Genomic DNA, 18564 nt, shown 5'->3' with positions numbered 1-18564 from the left:
ACCGCAATTCCACATACTGCGTGCCGGGTTGGGTGCTTCCACTCGACGGCGCGGAATCCGTTGATTTTTTTCCGAGCAGACGTAGCGGAATGCACACGCGCTCGGGAAGAATCTGCGAGCGGACCGGCCGACCGTTCCCTCCCCAGGGGAACACCCTGCCGACAGGAGCTTCCATGAACGAGTTACTGGCCGCAGTCACTCAGGCTGCCGATCCGGACGACTTCGCCGCGCTGCCCGTTCCCGAGTCGTGCCGTGCCCTCACCCTGCGCAAGGACGAGACCGAGCTCTTCGCGGGTCTCGACAGCCGCGACAAGGACCCGCGCAAGTCCCTGCACCTGGCAGAGGTGCCGGTGCCCGAGCCGGGGCCGGGTGAGGTGCTGGTGGCCGTGATGGCCAGCTCCGTCAACTACAACACCGTGTGGAGCGCCATCTTCGAGCCGGTGCCCACGTTCGCCTTCCTCGAGCGGTACGGCCGGACGTCGCCGCTCGCGCGCCGTCACGACCTGCCCTACCACGTCATCGGGTCCGACCTGGCGGGATACGTGCTGCGCACGGGACCGGGCGTGCGCTCCTGGCGGCCCGGCGACAAGGTCGTCGCGCACTGCCTGTCCGTGGAACTGGAGTCCGCCGACGGCCACGACGACACCATGCTGGACCCGGAACAGCGGATCTGGGGCTACGAGACGAACTTCGGCGGACTGGCCGAGGTCGCCCTTGTCAAGGCGAACCAACTCATGCCCAAAGCGGGGCACTTGACGTGGGAGGAGGCCGCCGCGTCGGGATTGGTCAACTCCACCGCCTACCGCCAGCTGGTCAGCCGCAACGGCGCCGACCTGAAGCAGGGCGACAACGTGCTGGTCTGGGGGGCGGCCGGGGGCCTGGGTTCGTACGCGACCCAGCTCGTCCTGGCCGGCGGCGCCCAACCGATCTGCGTGGTGTCCGACCGGGCCAAGGCGGACCTGTGCCGGGCGATGGGCGCGGACGCGGTGATCGACCGCGGCGCCGAGGGCTACCGGTTCTGGAACGCGGACGGAACACAGAACCCGCGCGAGTGGCGGCGGTTCGGCAGCCGCATCCGCGAACTCACCGGCGGCGACGACCCCGACATCGTGCTGGAACACCCCGGCAGGGACACCTTCGGAGCCTCCGTCTACGTGACCCGACGCGGTGGCACCGTGGTGACCTGCGCGTCCACCACCGGTTACACGCACGAGTACGACAACCGCTACCTGTGGATGTCGCTGAAGCGGATCATCGGGTCCCACTTCGCCAATTACCGCGAGGCGTGGGAGGCGAACCGGCTGATCTGCAAGGCACGGATCCACCCGACGCTGTCCCGGGTCTATCCGCTGGCCGACGGCGGCCAGGCCGCGTACGACGTCCACCGCAACCTGCACCAGGGAAAGGTCGGCGTCCTCTGCCTGGCCCCCCAGGAGGGCCTGGGGGTGAGCGAACCGGAGCTTCGAGCACAACACATTTCGGCCATTACGCGATTTCGGAACGCCGGAGAGTCCGCCGCCTGACCGTGCTCTGCTGTCAGCGAAGCACCCGGGGAACCGAAGGACAGGCCCTGACCGTCGTGTTAGCGTCGAGATGGTATCCGCAGTCAACCAAAACGCCGTCCCCTTCGACGTGTTGGGACAGCGGATGCAAAGACGTGAGAAAGCTCCGGGCGGCTGCCACAAGCGTCGCCTCCATGACCTTGGAGGTCCAGTGACCTTAGCGCGCACCTATTCGTCGGACTCGCGGCTGCCGCGAAGCGAGGGCGGAATGAGCGGGATGGGAATGGGCGACCAGGTATTCCATCGACTGTTGAGCGACCGTATCGTCTTCCTCGGCAAGGAAGTCGACGACGACATCGCGAACAAGCTCACGGCGCAGTTGCTGATGCTCGCCGCGGAATCCGAAGACGACATCTACCTCTACATCAACTCCCCCGGCGGTTCGGTGACCGCGGGAATGGCCGTGTACGACACCATGCACTACATCAAGAACGACGTGGTGACGATCGCCATGGGCTTCTGCGCGTCCATGGGCCAGTTCCTGCTGACCGCCGGCGCCAAGGGCAAGCGGTACGCCCTCCCCAACACCAAGATCCTCATGCACCAGCCGTCGGCCGGACTCGGCGGCTCGGCCAGCGACATCAAGATCTACGCCGAGCAACTGCTGCGCACCAAGCGCGAGATGGCCGAGCTGATCGCCCAGCACTCCGGGCAGGACGTCGACACGATCACCAGGGACTCGGACCGGGACAAGTGGTTCACGGCCCAGGAGGCGGCGGAGTACGGGCTCATCGACTCGGTGATGAAGTCGGCCTCGGACGTCCCGGGGGCCGGCGGCACGCTCGTTTCCTGAACGGACGACGGCCCGGCGAGGTCCGCCCTCCCGAACATCGGGCACCGAGCCGGGCCGGCCGCCTCCAGCCACCGCAGCCGCACCCGACCCGAGGGAAATCGAGACCATGGCCCTGCACGATCGTCCGATCCTGGCATCCGGCGGTACACCGCCCCAAGCCCGTTACGTCATGCCGCGGTTCGTCGAACGCACGGCACAGGGAACGCGCGAGTACGACCCGTACTCCAAGCTCTACGAGGAACGCATCGTGTTCCTCGGAGTGGAGATCGACGACACCTCCGCCAATGACGTCATGGCGCAGCTCCTCTGTCTTGAGTCGATGGACCCGGACCGGGACATCGCCTTCTACATCAACTCGCCGGGCGGCTCCCTCACCGCCATGACGGCGATCTACGACACGATGCAGTTCGTCAAGCCCGACATCCAGACGGTCTGCATCGGTCAGGCCGCCTCGGCCGCGGCCGTCCTGCTGGCCGCCGGCTCCCCGGGCAAACGCACGGCGCTGCCCGGGGCACGTGTCCTGCTGCACCAGCCGCACAGCGGGGGGCAGCGCGGACAGATCTCCGATCTGGAGATCCAGGCCCACGAGATCCAGCGCGTGCGCACGCTGGTGGAGACCATCCTGGCCCGTCACTCCGGCCGGCCGGTGGAGCAGATAGCGCAGGACATCGAGCGCGACAAGATCCTTACGGCCGAGCAGGCGGCTGAGTACGGCCTGGTCGACCACGTACTGACCAACCGCAAGAACGTACTGAGCGATCGGAACAACGGAACGTCATGACAGACCGCAAGGATCGGATCCCCGCCGATCACTTCTTCTCCGCCGACCTGCGGGTGGGGCGGATCCTGGACGTCCAGGACTTCCCCGAGGCCCGCAAGCCGGCCTACCGGGTCCAGGTCGACTTCGGGGATGCGGGAGTGCTGTGGACCAGTGCGCAGATCACGAACTACTCGCCCGAGGAACTGAAGGACCGGCCGGTCGTGGGCGTGATCAACCTGCCGGACAAGCGGATCGCCGGACGCACCAGTGAGTTCCTGCTGCTCGGGTCCTACGCGGCGGACGGCCTCGTCCATCTGCTGTCCCCCGCGCCGGAGTCGACGCCGGGAGACGTCGTCGGCTGAGCGGAGCCGGCCGGCGCCGGGCAAGGGCACGACCCCGATCTCGTACCGCAAGGAAGTGCAAGGACTGGAGGCGTCGGCATGACCAGGGAAGCCCCACAGGTGGCGGGAAGCAGACTGCTCGGCACACTCGTGGACCTACGCGACGACACCTTGGGCGCCTATCTGCGCGCCCGGCAGGACTACGGGGACGTCGTGCGCTTCCCGGTCGGGCCTCCAGGACTGCGCACCCATCTGTACGCGGTGTTCTCCCCGGACGGAGTGCAGCAGATCCTGGGCACCCGGGCGGCCGGGTTCCGCAAGGAGAACTCCGTCTACGGCGAGATCCGGGCGTCCATCGGCAACGGGCTGCTGACGAGCCAGGACGACGAGTACGTCTTCCAGCGCCGACTGGTCCAGCCGCTGTTCACCCGCCGCCGCGTCGACGGTTACGCGTCCGCCGTCCACACCGAGGTGGCGGCCACGGCCGACCGCTGGGCCGCCCGGGCCGACGCGACCGTGGACGTCGGCGCGGAGATGGCCGAGTTCGCGCTGAGGGCCATCTCCCGCATCCTGTTCGGGGCCGACCTGGACGAGACCGTGGAGGTGGTCCGCCGCTGCTTCCCGGTCCTGGGCGAACACGTTCTGCAGCGGGGGGCCAACCCCCTGCGCTCGCCCAGGAGCTGGCCGACCCCCGCCAATCGTCGCGCCGCCTCGGCCCAGCAGGAGCTGTACGCCGTCTGCGACCGCATCATCGCCGAGCGCCTCGCCCTCCGCACGGCCCCCGGAGGCGACGGCGACGACATGATGACCATGCTGATCAAAGCCCGGGACGAGGACGGCTCGGCCCTGGACACCCAGGCGGTGCGGGACCAAGTGCTCGTCTTCCTGCTCGCCGGCCACGAAACCACCGCGACGGCCCTCGCGTTCGCCCTGCACCTGCTGGCTCTTCACCCCGAGGTTCAGGAGAAGGCCCGTGCCGAGGTCGACGACGTCCTCGGCGGCCTGGCTCCGGGCGCCGACGACCTCGACCGGATGCCGTACATCACGATGGTGCTGAAGGAGGCGATGCGGCTCTACCCGTCGGTGGCGATCATGGGCCGCAAGGCGGTCGCCGACACCGAGATAGGCGGCTTCCGCATACCCGCGGGCGCCGACGTCTACGTCAGCCCCTATGTGACACACCGGCACCCCGACCACTGGAAGGACCCGGAAGCCTTCGACCCCGAGCGCTTCACTCCTGACGCGGAGGCGGAACGCCCCCGCTACGCCTTCTTCCCGTTCGGCGGCGGGCCCCGGGCATGCATCGGTCAGTATTTCGCGATGCTGGAGGCCACCCTCGCTCTGGCGACCCTCCTCCAGCGATTCGCCCTGACAGCGGTCGACACCGAGATCCCCCTGGAACTCGGGATGACGATGCGTGCCGCCGGCCCTGTGCGCGTGCGCCTCACCCCACGCTGAGGCAGCAGCGCTGACGCCGCTCACTCGCGTGGTGTCCCGTGCAAGGAACCGTCGCTGGAAGCCACCGTCCGACAGAGCGCCTGACGAGGGGGAGCAGGGATGAAGACCTCGCTGAACTGGGACGGCGAAGCCGTCATCGCAGTGGATCAGCGTGCGCTGCCCGGAGAGTACCGGCTGCTGCGGCTGGCCTCCGTGGACGAACTCATCGGCGCCATCCGGACCTTGGCGATTCGCGGAGCGCCGGCCATCGGCCTGGCCGGCGCCCTGGGAGTGGCCCTGTCCGCACGTCTGCACGCGGCCGCGGAGGACGCTCTCACCGAGGCGGTGACAGCCGACGCGGACCGTATCGCACATGCCCGTCCGACCGCGGTGAACCTCGAGTGGGGAGTCCGTCGCGCACTCGGCCGACTGGACGACGGCCCGGAAGCCGTACTGGCCGAGGCGCTCGCGATGATCGAGGAGGACACCGCGACCAACCGTGCCGCAGCCCGGCGCGCGGCCGATCTGGTGCTGTCGCTCACGGACAGGCGCCCGCTGCGCCTCCTCACGCACTGCAACACGGGACGGCTGGCCACCGCCGCGGGCGGAACAGCGCTGGGAGCCATCCTCGAACTGGCCGAACGCGGTTGCGTGGAGGAAGTGCTCGTCGACGAGACCCGGCCGCTCCTCCAGGGCAGCCGTCTGACCGCCTGGGAGCTGAGCGAGGCAGCCGTGCCTCACCGGATATGCGTCGACTCCGCCGCGGCGGCCGCCATGGCACGGGGAATGGTGGACTGCGTCCTGGTGGGAGCCGACCGGATAACCGCCAACGGCGACGTGGCGAACAAGATCGGCACCTACGGGCTCGCCGTGGCGGCCGCCCACCACGGGATTCCCTTCCTCGTCGTGGCCCCCGAATCCACCTGGGACCGGTCCCTGCCCGAAGGATCGGCCATCATCGTCGAGGAACGCGATCCGACCGAGGTCACCCACTGTGCGGGGACAGCCGTGGCACCTGCCGGCGCGGGCGTCTACAACCCGGCGTTCGACGTCACTCCCACGAGCCTCGTCACCGCGACCGTGTCCGAGGAGAGGACGGTGCTCCGCCCCGGCACGGCGCTCCCCGGGACATCAGCCGGCCCGACCGCGGCGACCCCGCTGTCGGCCCGGATCGAACGGCTGCTCCTCGCCTTCCCCGACCACCCCCGGCCCGGGATCGTCTTCCGCGACCTCGCGGGGGTGTACTCGCAGCCTGGTCTGCTGGCCGAACTCGCCGACCACGTGACACGTCACTTCGACGGAGGTTTCGACCGGGTCCTCGCCGTGGAAGCGCGCGGGTTCCTCCTCGGCGCGGCGCTCTCCGTCCGTGCGAACGTCCCGCTCACCCTTGCCCGCAAGCCGGGCAAGCTGCCGGGTCCGGTGCACGGGGCCGAGTACGAACTGGAGTACGGCACCGACCGGTTGGAGATCCAGGAGGGGGCGATCGCCTCCGGTGAGCGCGTGCTGTGCGTGGATGACCTGCTCGCCACCGGTGGAACCCTTTCGGCCGCGGCGGCCCTGGTGGAGGCCGGCGGTGCCCAGGTCGCGGGCCTGGCGGTGGCGGTGGCGTTGGCCGGGCTCGGAGGAAGCGAGCGACTCTCCCGGTACCCGCTGCTGGTCCTGCACGAAGTGAAGGAAACGGACGGCGAGGGGGAGCAGGCATGAGCGTACGGCCTCCCGGACGGACCGGGACCGGTCACGGATCCGGGCATCACTCACGGGATCCCTGAAGCATCCTGCAGGAACCCGCGTCCACTCGTCCCCACACATCCCCTTGGGCCTGAAATGACACGACTGATCACCTGGCCGGACTCCGGCCCGCAGACCGTCCTCCGCAAGACGTCCGAGCCGGCCGAGATCGCCGCCGCCCTCGCCCCGCTCCGGGTGCGCTACGAGCAGTGGCCCGTGCGTCACGAGGTGCCGGTGGACGGCGACAGCGACACGGTCATCGCCGCGTACCGCAGCGAGATCGAGAAGCTGACCGAAGAAGAGGGGTTCGTCACCGTCGACGTCGTCTCCCTGCACCCCGGTACCGACCCCGACTGGCCGGCCCGCGCCCGGGCGGCCCGGGAGAAGTTCCTCGACGAACACACCCACGACGACGACGACGAAGTGCGCTTCTTCGTCGCCGGAGCCGGGATCTTCTACCTGCACCTGGCCGGCGAGGTCCATGCCGTGTACTGCGAGAAGGGTGACCTGCTGGGGGTTCCGAAGGGGACGCCCCACTGGTTCGACATGGGTGCTCGGCCCTCCTTCACCGCGATCCGGTTCTTCCACGAGGAAGACGGCTGGATCGGCAACTTCACCGACTCCGGCATCTCGCGCCGGTTCCCCGACTTCGACGAGTTCCGCGCCGGCTTCGCCGAGGAGCGGGAAGGGTGACCGTCGCGTTCGCAGCGGACGCCGTGGTGCTCGACATCGAGGGCACCACCAGTGCCACCGCGTTCGTGACGGAAGTGCTGTACCCGTACTCGCGGCGACAGTTCGGCACGCTCCTGAACGAACGGAGCCACGAAGCCGACGTACGCCGGGCGATGGACCAGACACGCCGTCTGCTCGGGGAACCGGAGGCGGACGCGGCACGCATCGAAAGGGCTCTGCACACCTGGCTGGACGAGGACCGCAAAGTCACGCCGCTGAAGACGTTCCAAGGCATCGTATGGGCCGAGGGGTTCGCGCGCGGCGACCTGGTCTCGCACTTCTACGACGACGTGCCGCCCGCCCTGCGTCTCTGGCACGCCGGGGGCGTAGGGCTCCACGTGTACTCGTCGGGCTCGGTGGCGGCCCAGCGCGCCTGGTTCGCGCACAGCGCCGGTGGCGACCTGCTGCCCCTCGTCGACGGCCTGTTCGACACCGAGAACGCCGGTCCCAAGCAGTCCCCCGAGTCGTACCGGGCCATCGGCGCGGCCCTCGCCCTTCCCGCCGGCCGGATCCTGTTCCTGTCCGACCGGCCGGCCGAACTCGACGCCGCTCGCGCGGCCGGCTGGCTCACCGCGGGGGTGCGCCGTCCCGGCGAGCCGTACCACCGGCACGGCGCCGGGGGTCACCCCGAGGTCGGGTCCTTCGCCGATGTCCGAGTCAGCCCGGCCGATGCCGACGATGCGAGGAACCCACGGTGACCGAACGCGCGACCGACCTCGATCCCGGCCTGGCAGAGGCCGGGGCCGTGCTGGCCGCCGAGGCGGCCCGCTTCGCCTCCCTCGGCTGGATGCGGGGCACTTCCGGCAACCTCTCGATGGTGACGAGCCGTGATCCCCTGCGCCTCGCGGTCACGGCCAGCGGCATGGACAAGGGAGAGCTGACGGAGAGCGACGTCGTCCTGGTCGACGCCGCCGGCAACGCCGTCAGCGGCGGCAGGCCGTCGGCCGAGGCGGCGCTGCACGCCCGAGTCGCCCGGCTGACCGGCGCGGACGCCGTCGTGCACGTCCACACCATCGCTTCGGTCGCCGTCGCGGAGCGCTGCCCCGAAGGGGTCGTCCTCCGCGGCCTCGAAATGCTCAAGGGCATCGGCCGGCCGACACACGCCGAGGAAGTGATCCTCCCGGTCATCGCGAACAGCCAGGACATGACCGTCCTCGGCGACCGCCTGGAGGCCGCCCACGATCCGCGCGTGCCGGCCGTGGTCGTGGCCGGACACGGCCTGTACGTGTGGGGCGCGGACCCTCGACAAGCGCGGCACCACACGGAAGTCGTGGAGTGGATGCTGGAGCTCGAACTGGCCAGACGCTGACACCGCGGCGTGCCGGGCCGGCCGGGCCCGGCCGCGCTCGCCCTCCGCGGAGACCGCCCCGGGCGCCGCCCGGCCGAGCCCGTCGGGGCGTGGGCCGCCGAGGGGCACGCCACCACGAACTGAGATACTCATCACACCTCGGGCCCCCGAACACCTCACGGGCCGGCCCTCACCGACCGCTGCGGACACCGGGCCGACGGCGGTCCTCACGCTGATGTCAGCAGGCCGCATCAAGCCCGAGAGCCCACGCTGACCTGCGCGAACCATGCGAAACGGGCCCATCGTGATCACGATGGGCCCGTTTCGTCGGTGCGACCGGGGCACTTTCTACGGTGCTCCGTTGTGCGCGAGGGGGGAGTTGAACCCCCACGCCCTTGCGGGCACTGGAACCTGAATCCAGCGCGTCTGCCTATTCCGCCACCCGCGCATTGGGTGTGTCTTCCGGCTCGTGGGCTTTTCGGCCCCGCGCCTTCCGACATGCAGAACATTAGCACGCTGCCGAGGGTGCGTTCACATCCCTTCCCCGGGGGCAGGGGACACCGGAAAGCGTCCGGCAACCCGCGTACGTCTCGGCGACGACCAGTTCACGTATCAACCTCGTACCTATGACGACCGTCTCCCCCGGAGCCGGGCGAGGTCCGCAGTCAGGTGCGGGACACTGGTCCTCGGTCGCCTCTACGATCCTGGGCGGAAGACAGGTGCGCAGGAGGGCGTCGACACCGGTCGACGGGGTCGACAGGGGGAACCAGCCGATTCACCGGCGCGTGGATACGATCAGTAAGCAGTACCAGGTAAGCAGCAGGACGCGGGACGCAAGTCACGACGGAGGAGGTGCCCCATGGGAGTCCTGAAGAAGTTCGAGCAGCGTCTCGAGGGTCTGGTCAACGGCACCTTCGCCAAGGTCTTCAAGTCCGAGGTCCAGCCCGTCGAGATCGCGGGAGCGCTCCAACGCGAGTGCGACAACAACGCGACGATCTGGAACCGCGACCGCACGGTCGTGCCCAACGACTTCATCGTGGAGCTGAGCGCGCCGGACTACGAGCGCCTCAGCCCCTACTCCGGCCAGCTCGGCGACGAGCTCGCCGGCATGGTGCGCGACTACGCCAAGCAGCAGCGCTACACCTTCATGGGCCCGATCAAGGTCAACCTGGAGAAGGCGGACGACCTGGACACCGGCCTGTACCGGGTGCGCAGCCGTACGCTCGCCTCCTCCAGCAGCCAGCAGGCGCCCGAGAGCGCGCCCGCGGCCGGCGGCCGGCGTCCGGGCGGCTACGGCTACCCGCCCGCCGGCGGCGCCCCTCCCATGCCGTCCTCCCCGCCGCCCGGCGGCCGCCCCGGCGGCTACGGCTACCCGCCCGCCGCGGGGGCCCAGCGCCCCGGTGCCACCGGCGGCGGCCTGGCCGGCGCCCCGCAGCCCGGGTCCCGCACCCGCCACTGGATCGAGATCAACGGCACCCGCCACCAGATCTCCCGCGCCACGCTCGTGCTGGGCCGCAGCACCGAGGCCGACGTGCGGATCGACGACCCCGGCGTCTCCCGCCGGCACTGCGAGATCCGGACCGGTTCGCCCTCGACGATCCAGGACCTCGGGTCCACCAACGGCATCGTGGTGGACGGGCAGCACACCACCCGCGCTACGCTCCGCGACGGCTCGCGGATCGTCGTGGGCAGCACCACCGTTATCTATAGGCAAGCCGAAGGGTGAAGCGGGGGCAATGTCAGAGCTGACCCTCACGGTCATGCGGCTGGGTTTCCTGGCCGTACTGTGGCTGTTCGTGATCGTGGCCGTGCAGGTCATCCGCAGCGACCTGTTCGGTACGCGCGTCACCCAGCGCGGCTCGCGCCGGGAGAGCGGGCGCCAGCAGCAGGCCGCCCGGCAGGCCGCGCCCCCGCAGCAGCGCCAGCAGGCCGGCGGCGGCCGCCAGCGCCGTAACGCCCCCTCCAAGCTGGTGGTGACCGAGGGCACCCTCACCGGCACCACCGTCGCGCTCCAGGGCCAGACGATCACGCTGGGCCGCGCGCACGACAGCACGATCGTGCTGGACGACGACTACGCCTCCAGCCGCCATGCCAGGATCTACCCGGACCGCGACGGCCAGTGGATCGTCGAGGACCTGGGCTCCACCAACGGCACGTACCTCGACCGAACGCGGCTGACGACCCCGATGCCGATCCAGCTGGGCGCGCCGATCCGCATCGGCAAGACCGTCATCGAGCTGCGGAAGTAGTGCTACATCATGAGTGAGCGCGAGCGGAGCGAGCACGCGGCGGCGGCCGGCACCCCGGGCCCCGGCGCGCTCCCGACCGGAGGGTGGGCAGTGTGGCTCGACACGACCGGCTGTACCCGGGGCCGACGGGCGAGGTGGGCATGAGTCTGTCACTGCGCTTCGCCGCCGGATCGCACAAGGGGATGATCCGGGAGGGCAACGAGGACTCCGGTTACGCCGGTCCGCGCCTGCTCGCCATCGCCGACGGCATGGGCGGCGCCGCCGCCGGTGAGGTCGCCTCCTCCGAGGCGATCTCCACGATCGTCGCACTCGACGACGACGTACCCGGCTCCGACGTGCTCACCTCGCTCGGCGCCGCCGTGCAGCGCGCCAACGACCAGCTGCGCTCCATGGTCGAGGAGGACCCCCAGCTCGAGGGCATGGGGACGACGCTGACCGCACTGCTGTGGACCGGGCAGCGACTCGGCCTGGTGCACGTCGGCGACTCGCGCGCCTACCTGCTGCGCGACGGCGTGCTGACGCAGATCACCCAGGACCACACCTGGGTGCAGCGGCTGGTCGACGAGGGCCGCATCACCGAGGAAGAGGCCACCACCCATCCCCAACGCTCCCTGCTGATGCGGGCGTTGGGCAGCGGCGAGCACGTCGAGCCCGATCTGTCGATCCGTGAGGTCCGGGCCGGCGACCGCTACCTGATCTGCTCCGACGGCTTGTCCGGCGTCGTCTCCCACCAGACCCTCGAGGACACCCTCGCCAGCTACCAGGGCCCGCAGGAGACCGTGCAGGAGCTGATCCAGCTCGCGCTGCGCGGCGGCGGACCCGACAACATCACCGTCATCGTCGCCGACGTCCTCGACCTGGACACCGGCGACACCCTGGCCGGGCAGCTGTCCGACACCCCGGTCGTGGTCGGCGCCGTCGCCGAGAACCAGAACCAGCTGAACGACAACGGCATCATGCAGACCCCGGCCGGACGCGCCGCCGGCCTCGGCCGGCAGGGCCGCGGACAGGGCGGCGGGGAGTTCGGCCCGCCCGGCTCCGGCGACGTGACCGGTTTCATCCCCACCGGGGGATTCGGCGACTACACCGACGACGACTTCGTCAAGCCCCGCAAGGGCCGCAAGTGGCTGAAGAGGTCCTTCTACACCGTCCTCACGCTCGCCGTCATCGGCGGCGGGCTCTACGGCGGATGGCGCTGGACGCAGACGCAGTACTACGTCGGCCCCAACGGCGAACACCTCGCGCTGTACCGCGGCATCAGCCAGGACCTGGCCTGGGTCTCGCTCTCGGAGGTCGAGAAGGACCACCCCGAGATCGAACTCAAGTACCTCCCCGAGTACCAGCAGAAGCAGGTCGAGGCGACGATTTCCGCGAGCAGCCTGGCCGGCGCCCGCAAGAAGATCGACGATCTGGCCGTGCAGGCCTCCGCGTGCAGGAAGCGGGCGGAGGCGGCCACGGCCGCCCGGAGCGGGAAGGCCCCCAAGACCGGCGAGGCCGAGGCCGGAGGCACCGCGGGAACCACTCCCACCTCCCTCACGTCCAAGGCGTCACCGAGCCCCTCGGTGTCCGCGTCCCCGTCCGCAACCGCGACCGCCACTCCCAGCCCCGGCCCCACCCTCTCGGAGGAAGAGCAGAAGGTCGTCTCGCTGTGCGGTAAGCAGTAGGCAAGCCGTGAGAGGCCCTGTCACACCATGAGCAGTACTACCAACACGCCGACGCACCACACGTCCACGATCGGCTCCATCGGCACCCCGAGCCGACGCAACACCGAGCTCGCGCTCCTGGTGTTCGCCGTCGTCATCCCGGTGTTCGCCTACGCCAACGTGGGCCTCGCCATCAACGAGCAGGTGCCGTCCGGCCTGCTCAGCTACGGCCTGGGCCTCGGCCTGCTGGCCGGCGTCGCCCACCTCGTGGTCCGCAAGTTCGCGCCGTACGCCGACCCGCTGCTGCTGCCGCTGGCCACCCTGCTGAACGGGCTCGGACTGGTGGCCATCTGGCGGCTGGACCAGTCGAAGCTGCTCCAGTCCATCGAGCAGGCCGGCACCGCCGCGCCCCGGCAGCTGATGTACACGGCGATGGGCATCGCCCTGTTCATCGTGGTGCTGATCTTCCTCAAGGACCACCGGGTCCTCCAGCGCTACACCTACATCTCCATGCTGGGCGCGCTGTTCCTGCTGCTGCTCCCTCTGGTGCCCGGCCTCGGCCAGAACATCTACGGCGCCAAGATCTGGATCAGCGTCGCCGGTTTCTCCATCCAGCCCGGTGAGTTCGCCAAGATCGTGCTGGCGGTCTTCTTCGCCGGCTACCTGATGGTCAAGCGGGACGCGCTCGCCCTGGCCAGCCGCCGCTTCCTCGGGCTGTACCTGCCGCGCGGCCGCGACCTCGGCCCGATCCTGGTCGTCTGGTTCATCTCGATCCTGATCCTGGTGTTCGAGACCGACCTGGGCACCTCGCTGCTGTTCTTCGGAATGTTCGTCATCATGCTGTACGTCGCCACCGAGCGGACCAGCTGGATCGTCTTCGGTCTGCTGATGTCCGCGGCCGGCGCCGTCGGCGTGGCCAGCTTCGAGCCGCACGTCCAGCAGCGCGTCCAGGCCTGGCTCGACCCGATGAAGGAGTACACGCTCTCCCGCCAGGGCGTCGCCGGCCACTCCGAGCAGGCGATGCAGGCGCTGTGGGCGTTCGGTTCCGGCGGCACCCTCGGCACCGGCTGGGGCCAGGGCCACTCCGAGCTGATCCGGTTCGCCGCCAACTCCGACTTCATCCTCGCCACCTTCGGCGAGGAGCTGGGCCTGGCCGGCGTCATGGCGCTGCTGCTGATGTACGGCCTGATCGTGGAGCGCGGCGTGCGCACCGCCCTCGCCGCGCGCGACCCGTTCGGCAAGCTGCTCGCGATCGGCCTGTCCGGCGCGTTCGCCCTCCAGGTGTTCGTCGTGGCCGGCGGTGTGATGGGCCTCATCCCGCTCACCGGTATGACGATGCCCTTCCTGGCGTACGGCGGTTCCTCCGTGATCGCCAACTGGGCCCTGATCGGCATCCTGATCAGAATCAGCGACACCGCGCGCCGTCCGGCCCCCGCCCCCGCCTCCCACCCCGACGCCGAGATGACCCAGGTGGTCCGCCCGTCATGAACAAGCCCCTGCGCCGGATCGCGATCTTCTGCGGACTCCTGATCCTCACGCTGCTCATCCGGGACAACTGGCTGCAGTACGCCAAGGCCGACGACCTGGCCACGGACGACGACAACCGCCGCGTCAACATCGCGCGCTACGCCACCCCGCGCGGCGACATCATCGTCGACGGCAAGGCCATCACCGGGTCGGTCGAGGTCACCAGCGGCGACTACAAGTACAAGCGCACCTGGACGGACGGCGCCATGTGGGCGCCGGTCACCGGCTACTCCTCGCAGGCCTTCGGCGCCAACCAGCTGGAGAAGCTCGAGGACGGCATCCTCACCGGCAACGACGACCGCCTCTTCTTCCGCAACACGCTCGACATGATCACGGGCAAGAAGAAGGAGGGCGGCAGCGTCGTCACCACGCTGAACGCCGCCGCGCAGAAGGCCGCCTACAAGGGCCTGGGCAACAAGAAGGGCGCCGTCGCCGCGCTCGACCCGGCCACCGGCAAGATCCTCGCGCTGGTCTCCACCCCGTCGTACGACCCGTCGAAGTTCGCCGGGGCCTCCGACAAGGACGCGGCGGCCTGGAAGGCCGTCCAGAAGGAGAACAACCCCGACAACCCGATGCTGAACCGGGCGCTGCGCGAGGCGTACCCGCCGGGCTCGACCTTCAAGGTCGTCACCGCGGCGGCCGCGCTGGAGAACGGCGAGGTGTCGGGCATCGACGAGGCCACCGACGCCCCGGACCCGTACAAGCTGCCGCAGACGACCACGCCGCTCACCAACGAGCACGGTGAGTGCGAGAACGCCACCCTGCGGTACGCGCTCATGGTGTCGTGCAACACCGTCTTCGCGAAGATGGCCGACAACGTCGGCAACGAGAAGATGATCGAGCAGGCGGAGAAGTTCGGCTACAACAACGCGGAGCTGGACACCCCGGTCCGTGCCGCCGAGAGCGTCTATCCCGAGGACAACCGGCCGCAGAACGCCATGGACGGCATCGGCCAGGCCTCCAACCGGGCCACCCCGCTCCAGATGGCCATGGTCGCCTCCGCGATCGCCAACGACGGCAAGCTGATGAAGCCGTACATGGTCGACCAGCTCAAGGCCGCCAACCTCGACACCATCGAGACGACCGAGCCGCAGGAGCTGTCCCAGGCCGTCTCCTCGGAGACCGCGCAGAAGCTCCAGCAGATGATGGAGACGGTCGTCAACGACCCGCAGGGCACCGGCGGCAACGCCAAGATCTCCGGCGTCACGGTCGGCGGCAAGACCGGTACCGCCCAGCACGGCCTGAACAACAGCGAGAAGCCGTACGCCTGGTTCATCTCCTACGCGAAGCTGTCCGACGGCAGCGCGCCGGTGGCCGTGGCCGTCGTCGTCGAGGACGGCTCCGCCGACCGTGACGACATCAGCGGCGGCGGTCTGGCGGCCCCGATCGCGAAGGCCGTGATGAAGGCAGTCATCGACAGCAAGAAGTGACCCCGATCACGTTGCCTGCACATCAGTGCACGTTGCGATACCGGTCCTGTATCGGGTGACGGGCTTGGCCAGGTCACGCAGCGCCGTCCGGGTACGGTATGCCCGGACGGCAGCCTTCGACCGCACACGTGTGCCGGTCGGGACCGACGGAGAGGGCTGGTAGGTAGCTATGGAAGAGCCGCGTCGCCTCGGCGGCCGGTACGAGCTGGGCCACGTGCTCGGCCGTGGTGGCATGGCCGAGGTCTACCTCGCGCATGACACCCGCCTGGGCCGCACCGTGGCGGTGAAGACACTGCGCGCGGACCTCGCGCGCGACCCTTCCTTCCAGGCCCGGTTCCGCCGGGAGGCCCAGTCGGCCGCCTCGCTCAACCACCCCGCGATCGTCGCGGTCTACGACACGGGCGAGGACTACATCGGCGAAGTCTCGATCCCGTACATCGTCATGGAGTACGTCGACGGCTCCACGCTGCGCGAGCTGCTCCACTCCGGCCGCAAGCTGCTGCCGGAGCGGACGCTGGAGATGACCATCGGCATCCTCCAGGCCCTGGAGTACTCGCACCGCGCCGGCATCGTGCACCGTGACATCAAGCCGGCGAACGTCATGCTGACCCGCAACGGCCAGGTCAAGGTGATGGACTTCGGCATCGCCCGCGCGATGGGCGACGCCGGCATGACGATGACGCAGACGGCCGCGGTGATCGGCACCGCCCAGTACCTCTCCCCGGAGCAGGCCAAGGGCGAGCAGGTCGACGCGCGGTCCGACCTGTACTCCACGGGCTGCCTGCTGTACGAGCTGCTGACCGTCCGGCCGCCCTTCGTCGGCGACTCCCCGGTGGCCGTGGCCTACCAGCACGTCCGCGAGGAGCCGCAGCCGCCGAGCGTCTTCGACCCCGAGATCACGCCCGAGATGGACGCGATCGTGCTGAAGGCCCTCGTCAAGGACCCGAACTACCGCTACCAGTCCGCCGACGAGATGCGCGCCGACATCGAGGCCTGCCTCGACGGCCAGCCGGTGGCGGCCACGGCGGCGATGGGCTCGGTCGGCTACGGCGGCTACCCCGACGACCAGCCGACGACGGCCCTGCGCTCCACGGACGCCGGCGCCACCTCGATGCTGCCCCCGATGAACCCGGACGACGGCGGCTTCGGCTACGACGACCGCCCCGACCGGCGCCGCCAGAAGAAGTCCAACACCTCGACGGTCCTGCTGGTCGTCGCGGCGGTGCTGGTGCTCGTCGGCGCGATCCTGATCGGCAAGTGGGCGTTCAGCGGCAAGGCGGAGGACAAGCCGTTCGCGGCGCCGAACTTCGTGGGCCAGACCCTGGAACGCGCCCAGACCATGGCCACCAACGTCGACCTGGAGCTGAAGGTCACGAAGGCGCCCTGCGAGGACCAGCCGGCGAACAACGTCTGCAAGCAGGACCCGGCGAACGGCGCCGACGTCAACAAGGGCGACACCGTCACCCTCACCGTCTCGACGGGCGCGCCGAAGGTGGCCGTGCCCAACGTCACCGGCAAGAGCCTGGAAGAGGCGAAGTCGACGCTGGAGGGCGACAAGTACCAGTTCGCCGTCGACACGAAGGAAGAGGTCTCCCCGCAGGAGCCCGGCACGGTCCTGGCCCAGGACCCGGAGCTCGGCACCGAGGTGGAGAAGGGCTCCAAGATCACCCTCACCATCGCCAAGGCGGAGGAGAAGGCGACCGTCCCGGACGTCACCGGCAAGACCTGTGACGAGGCCAAGGCGCAGATGGAGGCCAACGACCTGGTCGGCAACTGCACCGAGGTCGACACCCAGGACCAGAACCAGGTCGGCAAGGTCATCCAGACCACGCCGTCCGCCAACTCCCAGGCGGACAAGGGCTCCACGGTCCAGATCCAGATCGGCAAGAGCACCCAGACCCAGGTCCCGGGCAACCTCCAGGGCATGAAGCTGAAGGACGCCAAGAAGGCCCTCACGGACGCGGGGCTGACCGTCGGCAACATCAGCGGATCGAGTGACGACAACGCCACCGTCATCAGCTCCGACCCGCAGCCGGGGAGCACGGTGAACAAGGGGCAGACGGTCAACCTGATCGCCGTCGGCAACAACGACGGCAACAACAACGGCGGCAACAACAACGGCGGGACGATCTTCTTCGGAGGAACCAGCGGCTAGCCCGCACCGCCCGTGCCACGACGTGGGGCCCTGCCGGTCGATCCGGCAGGGCCCCACGTCGTTTCGTCTTCCCGTCCCGCGGCTTCCCCCCACCGCGTCGTTCCGCCCGTGGCCCGCCGCCCGCGCCGTCCGCGCGTCGTGCGCCGTCCGCCGGCCCGGATCAGCGCAGTTCCGCCGGCGGCGTGCGGTCCGCGTCCACCTTCTCCACGCGGTCCAGCTCGCCCCACACCACGTAGCGGTAGCGGCTCGTGTAGACGGGGGTGCAGGTGGTCAGGGTGATGTACTTGCCGGCCTTCTTCTTGCCGGACTCCTCGGGGACCGCGCCGAGGACCTCGACGTTGTACTTCGAGGTCTCGGGCAGGACGGCGTACACCGTGTAGACGTACCAGTTGTCCCGCGTCTCGAAGACGATCGGGTCGCCCTTCTCCAGCTTGTCGATGTTGTGGAACTTCGCGCCGTGACCGTCGCGGTGGGCGGCCAGGGCGAAGTTGCCGTCCTTGCCGCTCGTGGGGAGCGTGGCCTCGACGGGGTCGGTGTAGTAGCCGGCGACGCCGTCGTTGAGGACCTTGGAGGAGGTGCCCTTCTCGACCAGGACCTCGCCGTTCTTCATCGCGGGCACGTGCAGGAAGCCGATGCCGTCCTGGACGTCGAGCGCGCCCGGCCCGGTGTGCTCCTGGGCCCAGGTGTCGCGGACCTTGTCGCCCTGCTGGTCCGCCTTGCGGTCGGCGAGGACGTTCGTCCACCACAGTGAGTAGACGACGAAGAGGCCGAGCAGCAGCCCGGCCGTGATGAGGAGTTCGCCGAAGACACTGACCGCCAGGGCGATCCGGCCGCCCCGGCGGCGCGGTGGCGGTGACGCGGACGCGTCGGTGTGCTCTGCGTGCTCAGTGCCGTCGGTGGTCGCTGCCACGATCATCTG

The 18564-nt window shown here is 69.7% G+C and carries 16 protein-coding genes and 1 tRNA gene; 15 read left to right on the top strand and 2 right to left on the bottom strand.

The window, feature by feature from the left end; translation table 11 throughout:
- Positions 1–173 precede the first annotated feature (173 nt).
- The 9 genes from ccrA to mtnB all read left to right on the top strand — a co-directional run bounded on the left by ccrA (position 174) and on the right by mtnB (position 8662).
- Entirely contained in the window at positions 174–1523 is a 1350-nt protein-coding gene (ccrA, locus tag ACH4F6_RS25450) for a crotonyl-CoA carboxylase/reductase (protein ID WP_397962619.1), read from the top strand.
- A 247-nt stretch (positions 1524–1770) separates the two neighbouring features.
- Positions 1771–2355: an ATP-dependent Clp protease proteolytic subunit gene (locus ACH4F6_RS25445; RefSeq protein WP_240122200.1), complete on the top strand. Its 585-nt coding sequence runs from the start codon at positions 1771–1773 to the stop codon at positions 2353–2355.
- Positions 2356–2461: 106 nt separating this feature from the next.
- Complete coding sequence (locus ACH4F6_RS25440) at positions 2462–3136, top strand: ATP-dependent Clp protease proteolytic subunit (RefSeq protein WP_397962618.1); 675 nt, start codon at positions 2462–2464, stop codon at positions 3134–3136.
- Entirely contained in the window at positions 3133–3477 is a 345-nt protein-coding gene (locus ACH4F6_RS25435; protein ID WP_397962617.1) for a tRNA-binding protein, read from the top strand. The genes ACH4F6_RS25440 and ACH4F6_RS25435 overlap by 4 nt, the downstream gene beginning before the upstream one ends.
- Before the next feature lie 78 nt (positions 3478–3555).
- Complete coding sequence (locus ACH4F6_RS25430) at positions 3556–4914, top strand: cytochrome P450 (protein ID WP_397962616.1); 1359 nt, start codon at positions 3556–3558, stop codon at positions 4912–4914.
- Between the two features lie 99 nt (positions 4915–5013).
- Positions 5014–6597, top strand: a complete 1584-nt coding sequence (gene mtnA / locus ACH4F6_RS25425; protein ID WP_397962615.1) for an S-methyl-5-thioribose-1-phosphate isomerase — start codon at positions 5014–5016, stop codon at positions 6595–6597.
- A gap of 120 nt (positions 6598–6717) precedes the next feature.
- A complete protein-coding gene (locus ACH4F6_RS25420) occupies positions 6718–7314 on the top strand; it encodes a 1,2-dihydroxy-3-keto-5-methylthiopentene dioxygenase (protein WP_397962613.1) in 597 nt (198 codons plus the stop codon).
- On the top strand, positions 7311–8051 hold the full coding sequence (mtnC, locus tag ACH4F6_RS25415; RefSeq protein WP_397962611.1) for an acireductone synthase: 741 nt from the start codon (positions 7311–7313) through the stop codon (positions 8049–8051). Before ACH4F6_RS25420 ends, mtnC begins: the two co-directional genes overlap by 4 nt.
- Positions 8048–8662, top strand: coding sequence for a methylthioribulose 1-phosphate dehydratase (gene mtnB, locus ACH4F6_RS25410; protein ID WP_397962610.1), 615 nt, complete (start codon positions 8048–8050; stop codon positions 8660–8662). The genes mtnC and mtnB overlap by 4 nt, the downstream gene beginning before the upstream one ends.
- A gap of 343 nt (positions 8663–9005) precedes the next feature.
- Here the strand turns inward: mtnB and ACH4F6_RS25405 are convergent.
- Positions 9006–9089, bottom strand: a tRNA-Leu gene (locus ACH4F6_RS25405).
- A 411-nt stretch (positions 9090–9500) separates the two neighbouring features.
- On the opposite strand from ACH4F6_RS25405, the gene ACH4F6_RS25400 reads away from it, so the two are divergent.
- From ACH4F6_RS25400 to pknB, 6 genes are all read left to right on the top strand, one after another.
- The gene (locus ACH4F6_RS25400) at positions 9501–10367 is read left to right on the top strand and encodes an FhaA domain-containing protein (RefSeq protein WP_397962609.1); all 867 of its coding nucleotides are present in this window, start codon (positions 9501–9503) and stop codon (positions 10365–10367) included.
- Positions 10368–10377: 10 nt separating this feature from the next.
- On the top strand, positions 10378–10890 hold the full coding sequence (locus tag ACH4F6_RS25395) for an FHA domain-containing protein (RefSeq protein ID WP_397962608.1): 513 nt from the start codon (positions 10378–10380) through the stop codon (positions 10888–10890).
- A 92-nt stretch (positions 10891–10982) separates the two neighbouring features.
- Positions 10983–12554 carry a Stp1/IreP family PP2C-type Ser/Thr phosphatase gene (locus ACH4F6_RS25390; protein WP_397962607.1) on the top strand — a complete coding sequence of 524 codons (1572 nt, stop codon included), beginning with the start codon at positions 10983–10985 and terminating at the stop codon, positions 12552–12554.
- 27 nt (positions 12555–12581) lie between these two features.
- The gene (locus ACH4F6_RS25385; protein WP_397962606.1) at positions 12582–14021 is read left to right on the top strand and encodes an FtsW/RodA/SpoVE family cell cycle protein; all 1440 of its coding nucleotides are present in this window, start codon (positions 12582–12584) and stop codon (positions 14019–14021) included.
- Positions 14018–15490 carry a peptidoglycan D,D-transpeptidase FtsI family protein gene (locus ACH4F6_RS25380; protein ID WP_397962605.1) on the top strand — a complete coding sequence of 491 codons (1473 nt, stop codon included), beginning with the start codon at positions 14018–14020 and terminating at the stop codon, positions 15488–15490. Before ACH4F6_RS25385 ends, ACH4F6_RS25380 begins: the two co-directional genes overlap by 4 nt.
- Before the next feature lie 169 nt (positions 15491–15659).
- On the top strand, positions 15660–17645 hold the full coding sequence (gene pknB, locus ACH4F6_RS25375) for a Stk1 family PASTA domain-containing Ser/Thr kinase (RefSeq protein ID WP_397962604.1): 1986 nt from the start codon (positions 15660–15662) through the stop codon (positions 17643–17645).
- A 160-nt stretch (positions 17646–17805) separates the two neighbouring features.
- Here pknB and ACH4F6_RS25370 read toward each other — a convergent pair whose 3' ends face one another.
- Entirely contained in the window at positions 17806–18561 is a 756-nt protein-coding gene (locus ACH4F6_RS25370) for a class E sortase (RefSeq protein WP_397962603.1), read from the bottom strand.
- Positions 18562–18564 lie beyond the last annotated feature (3 nt).

Source organism: Streptomyces sp. NPDC017936 (assembly GCF_044328485.1).
Classification (GTDB): domain Bacteria; phylum Actinomycetota; class Actinomycetes; order Streptomycetales; family Streptomycetaceae; genus Streptomyces.
The sequence above is the reverse complement of the archived record's forward strand: the minus strand, read 5'-3'. Positions and strand labels throughout refer to the sequence as shown.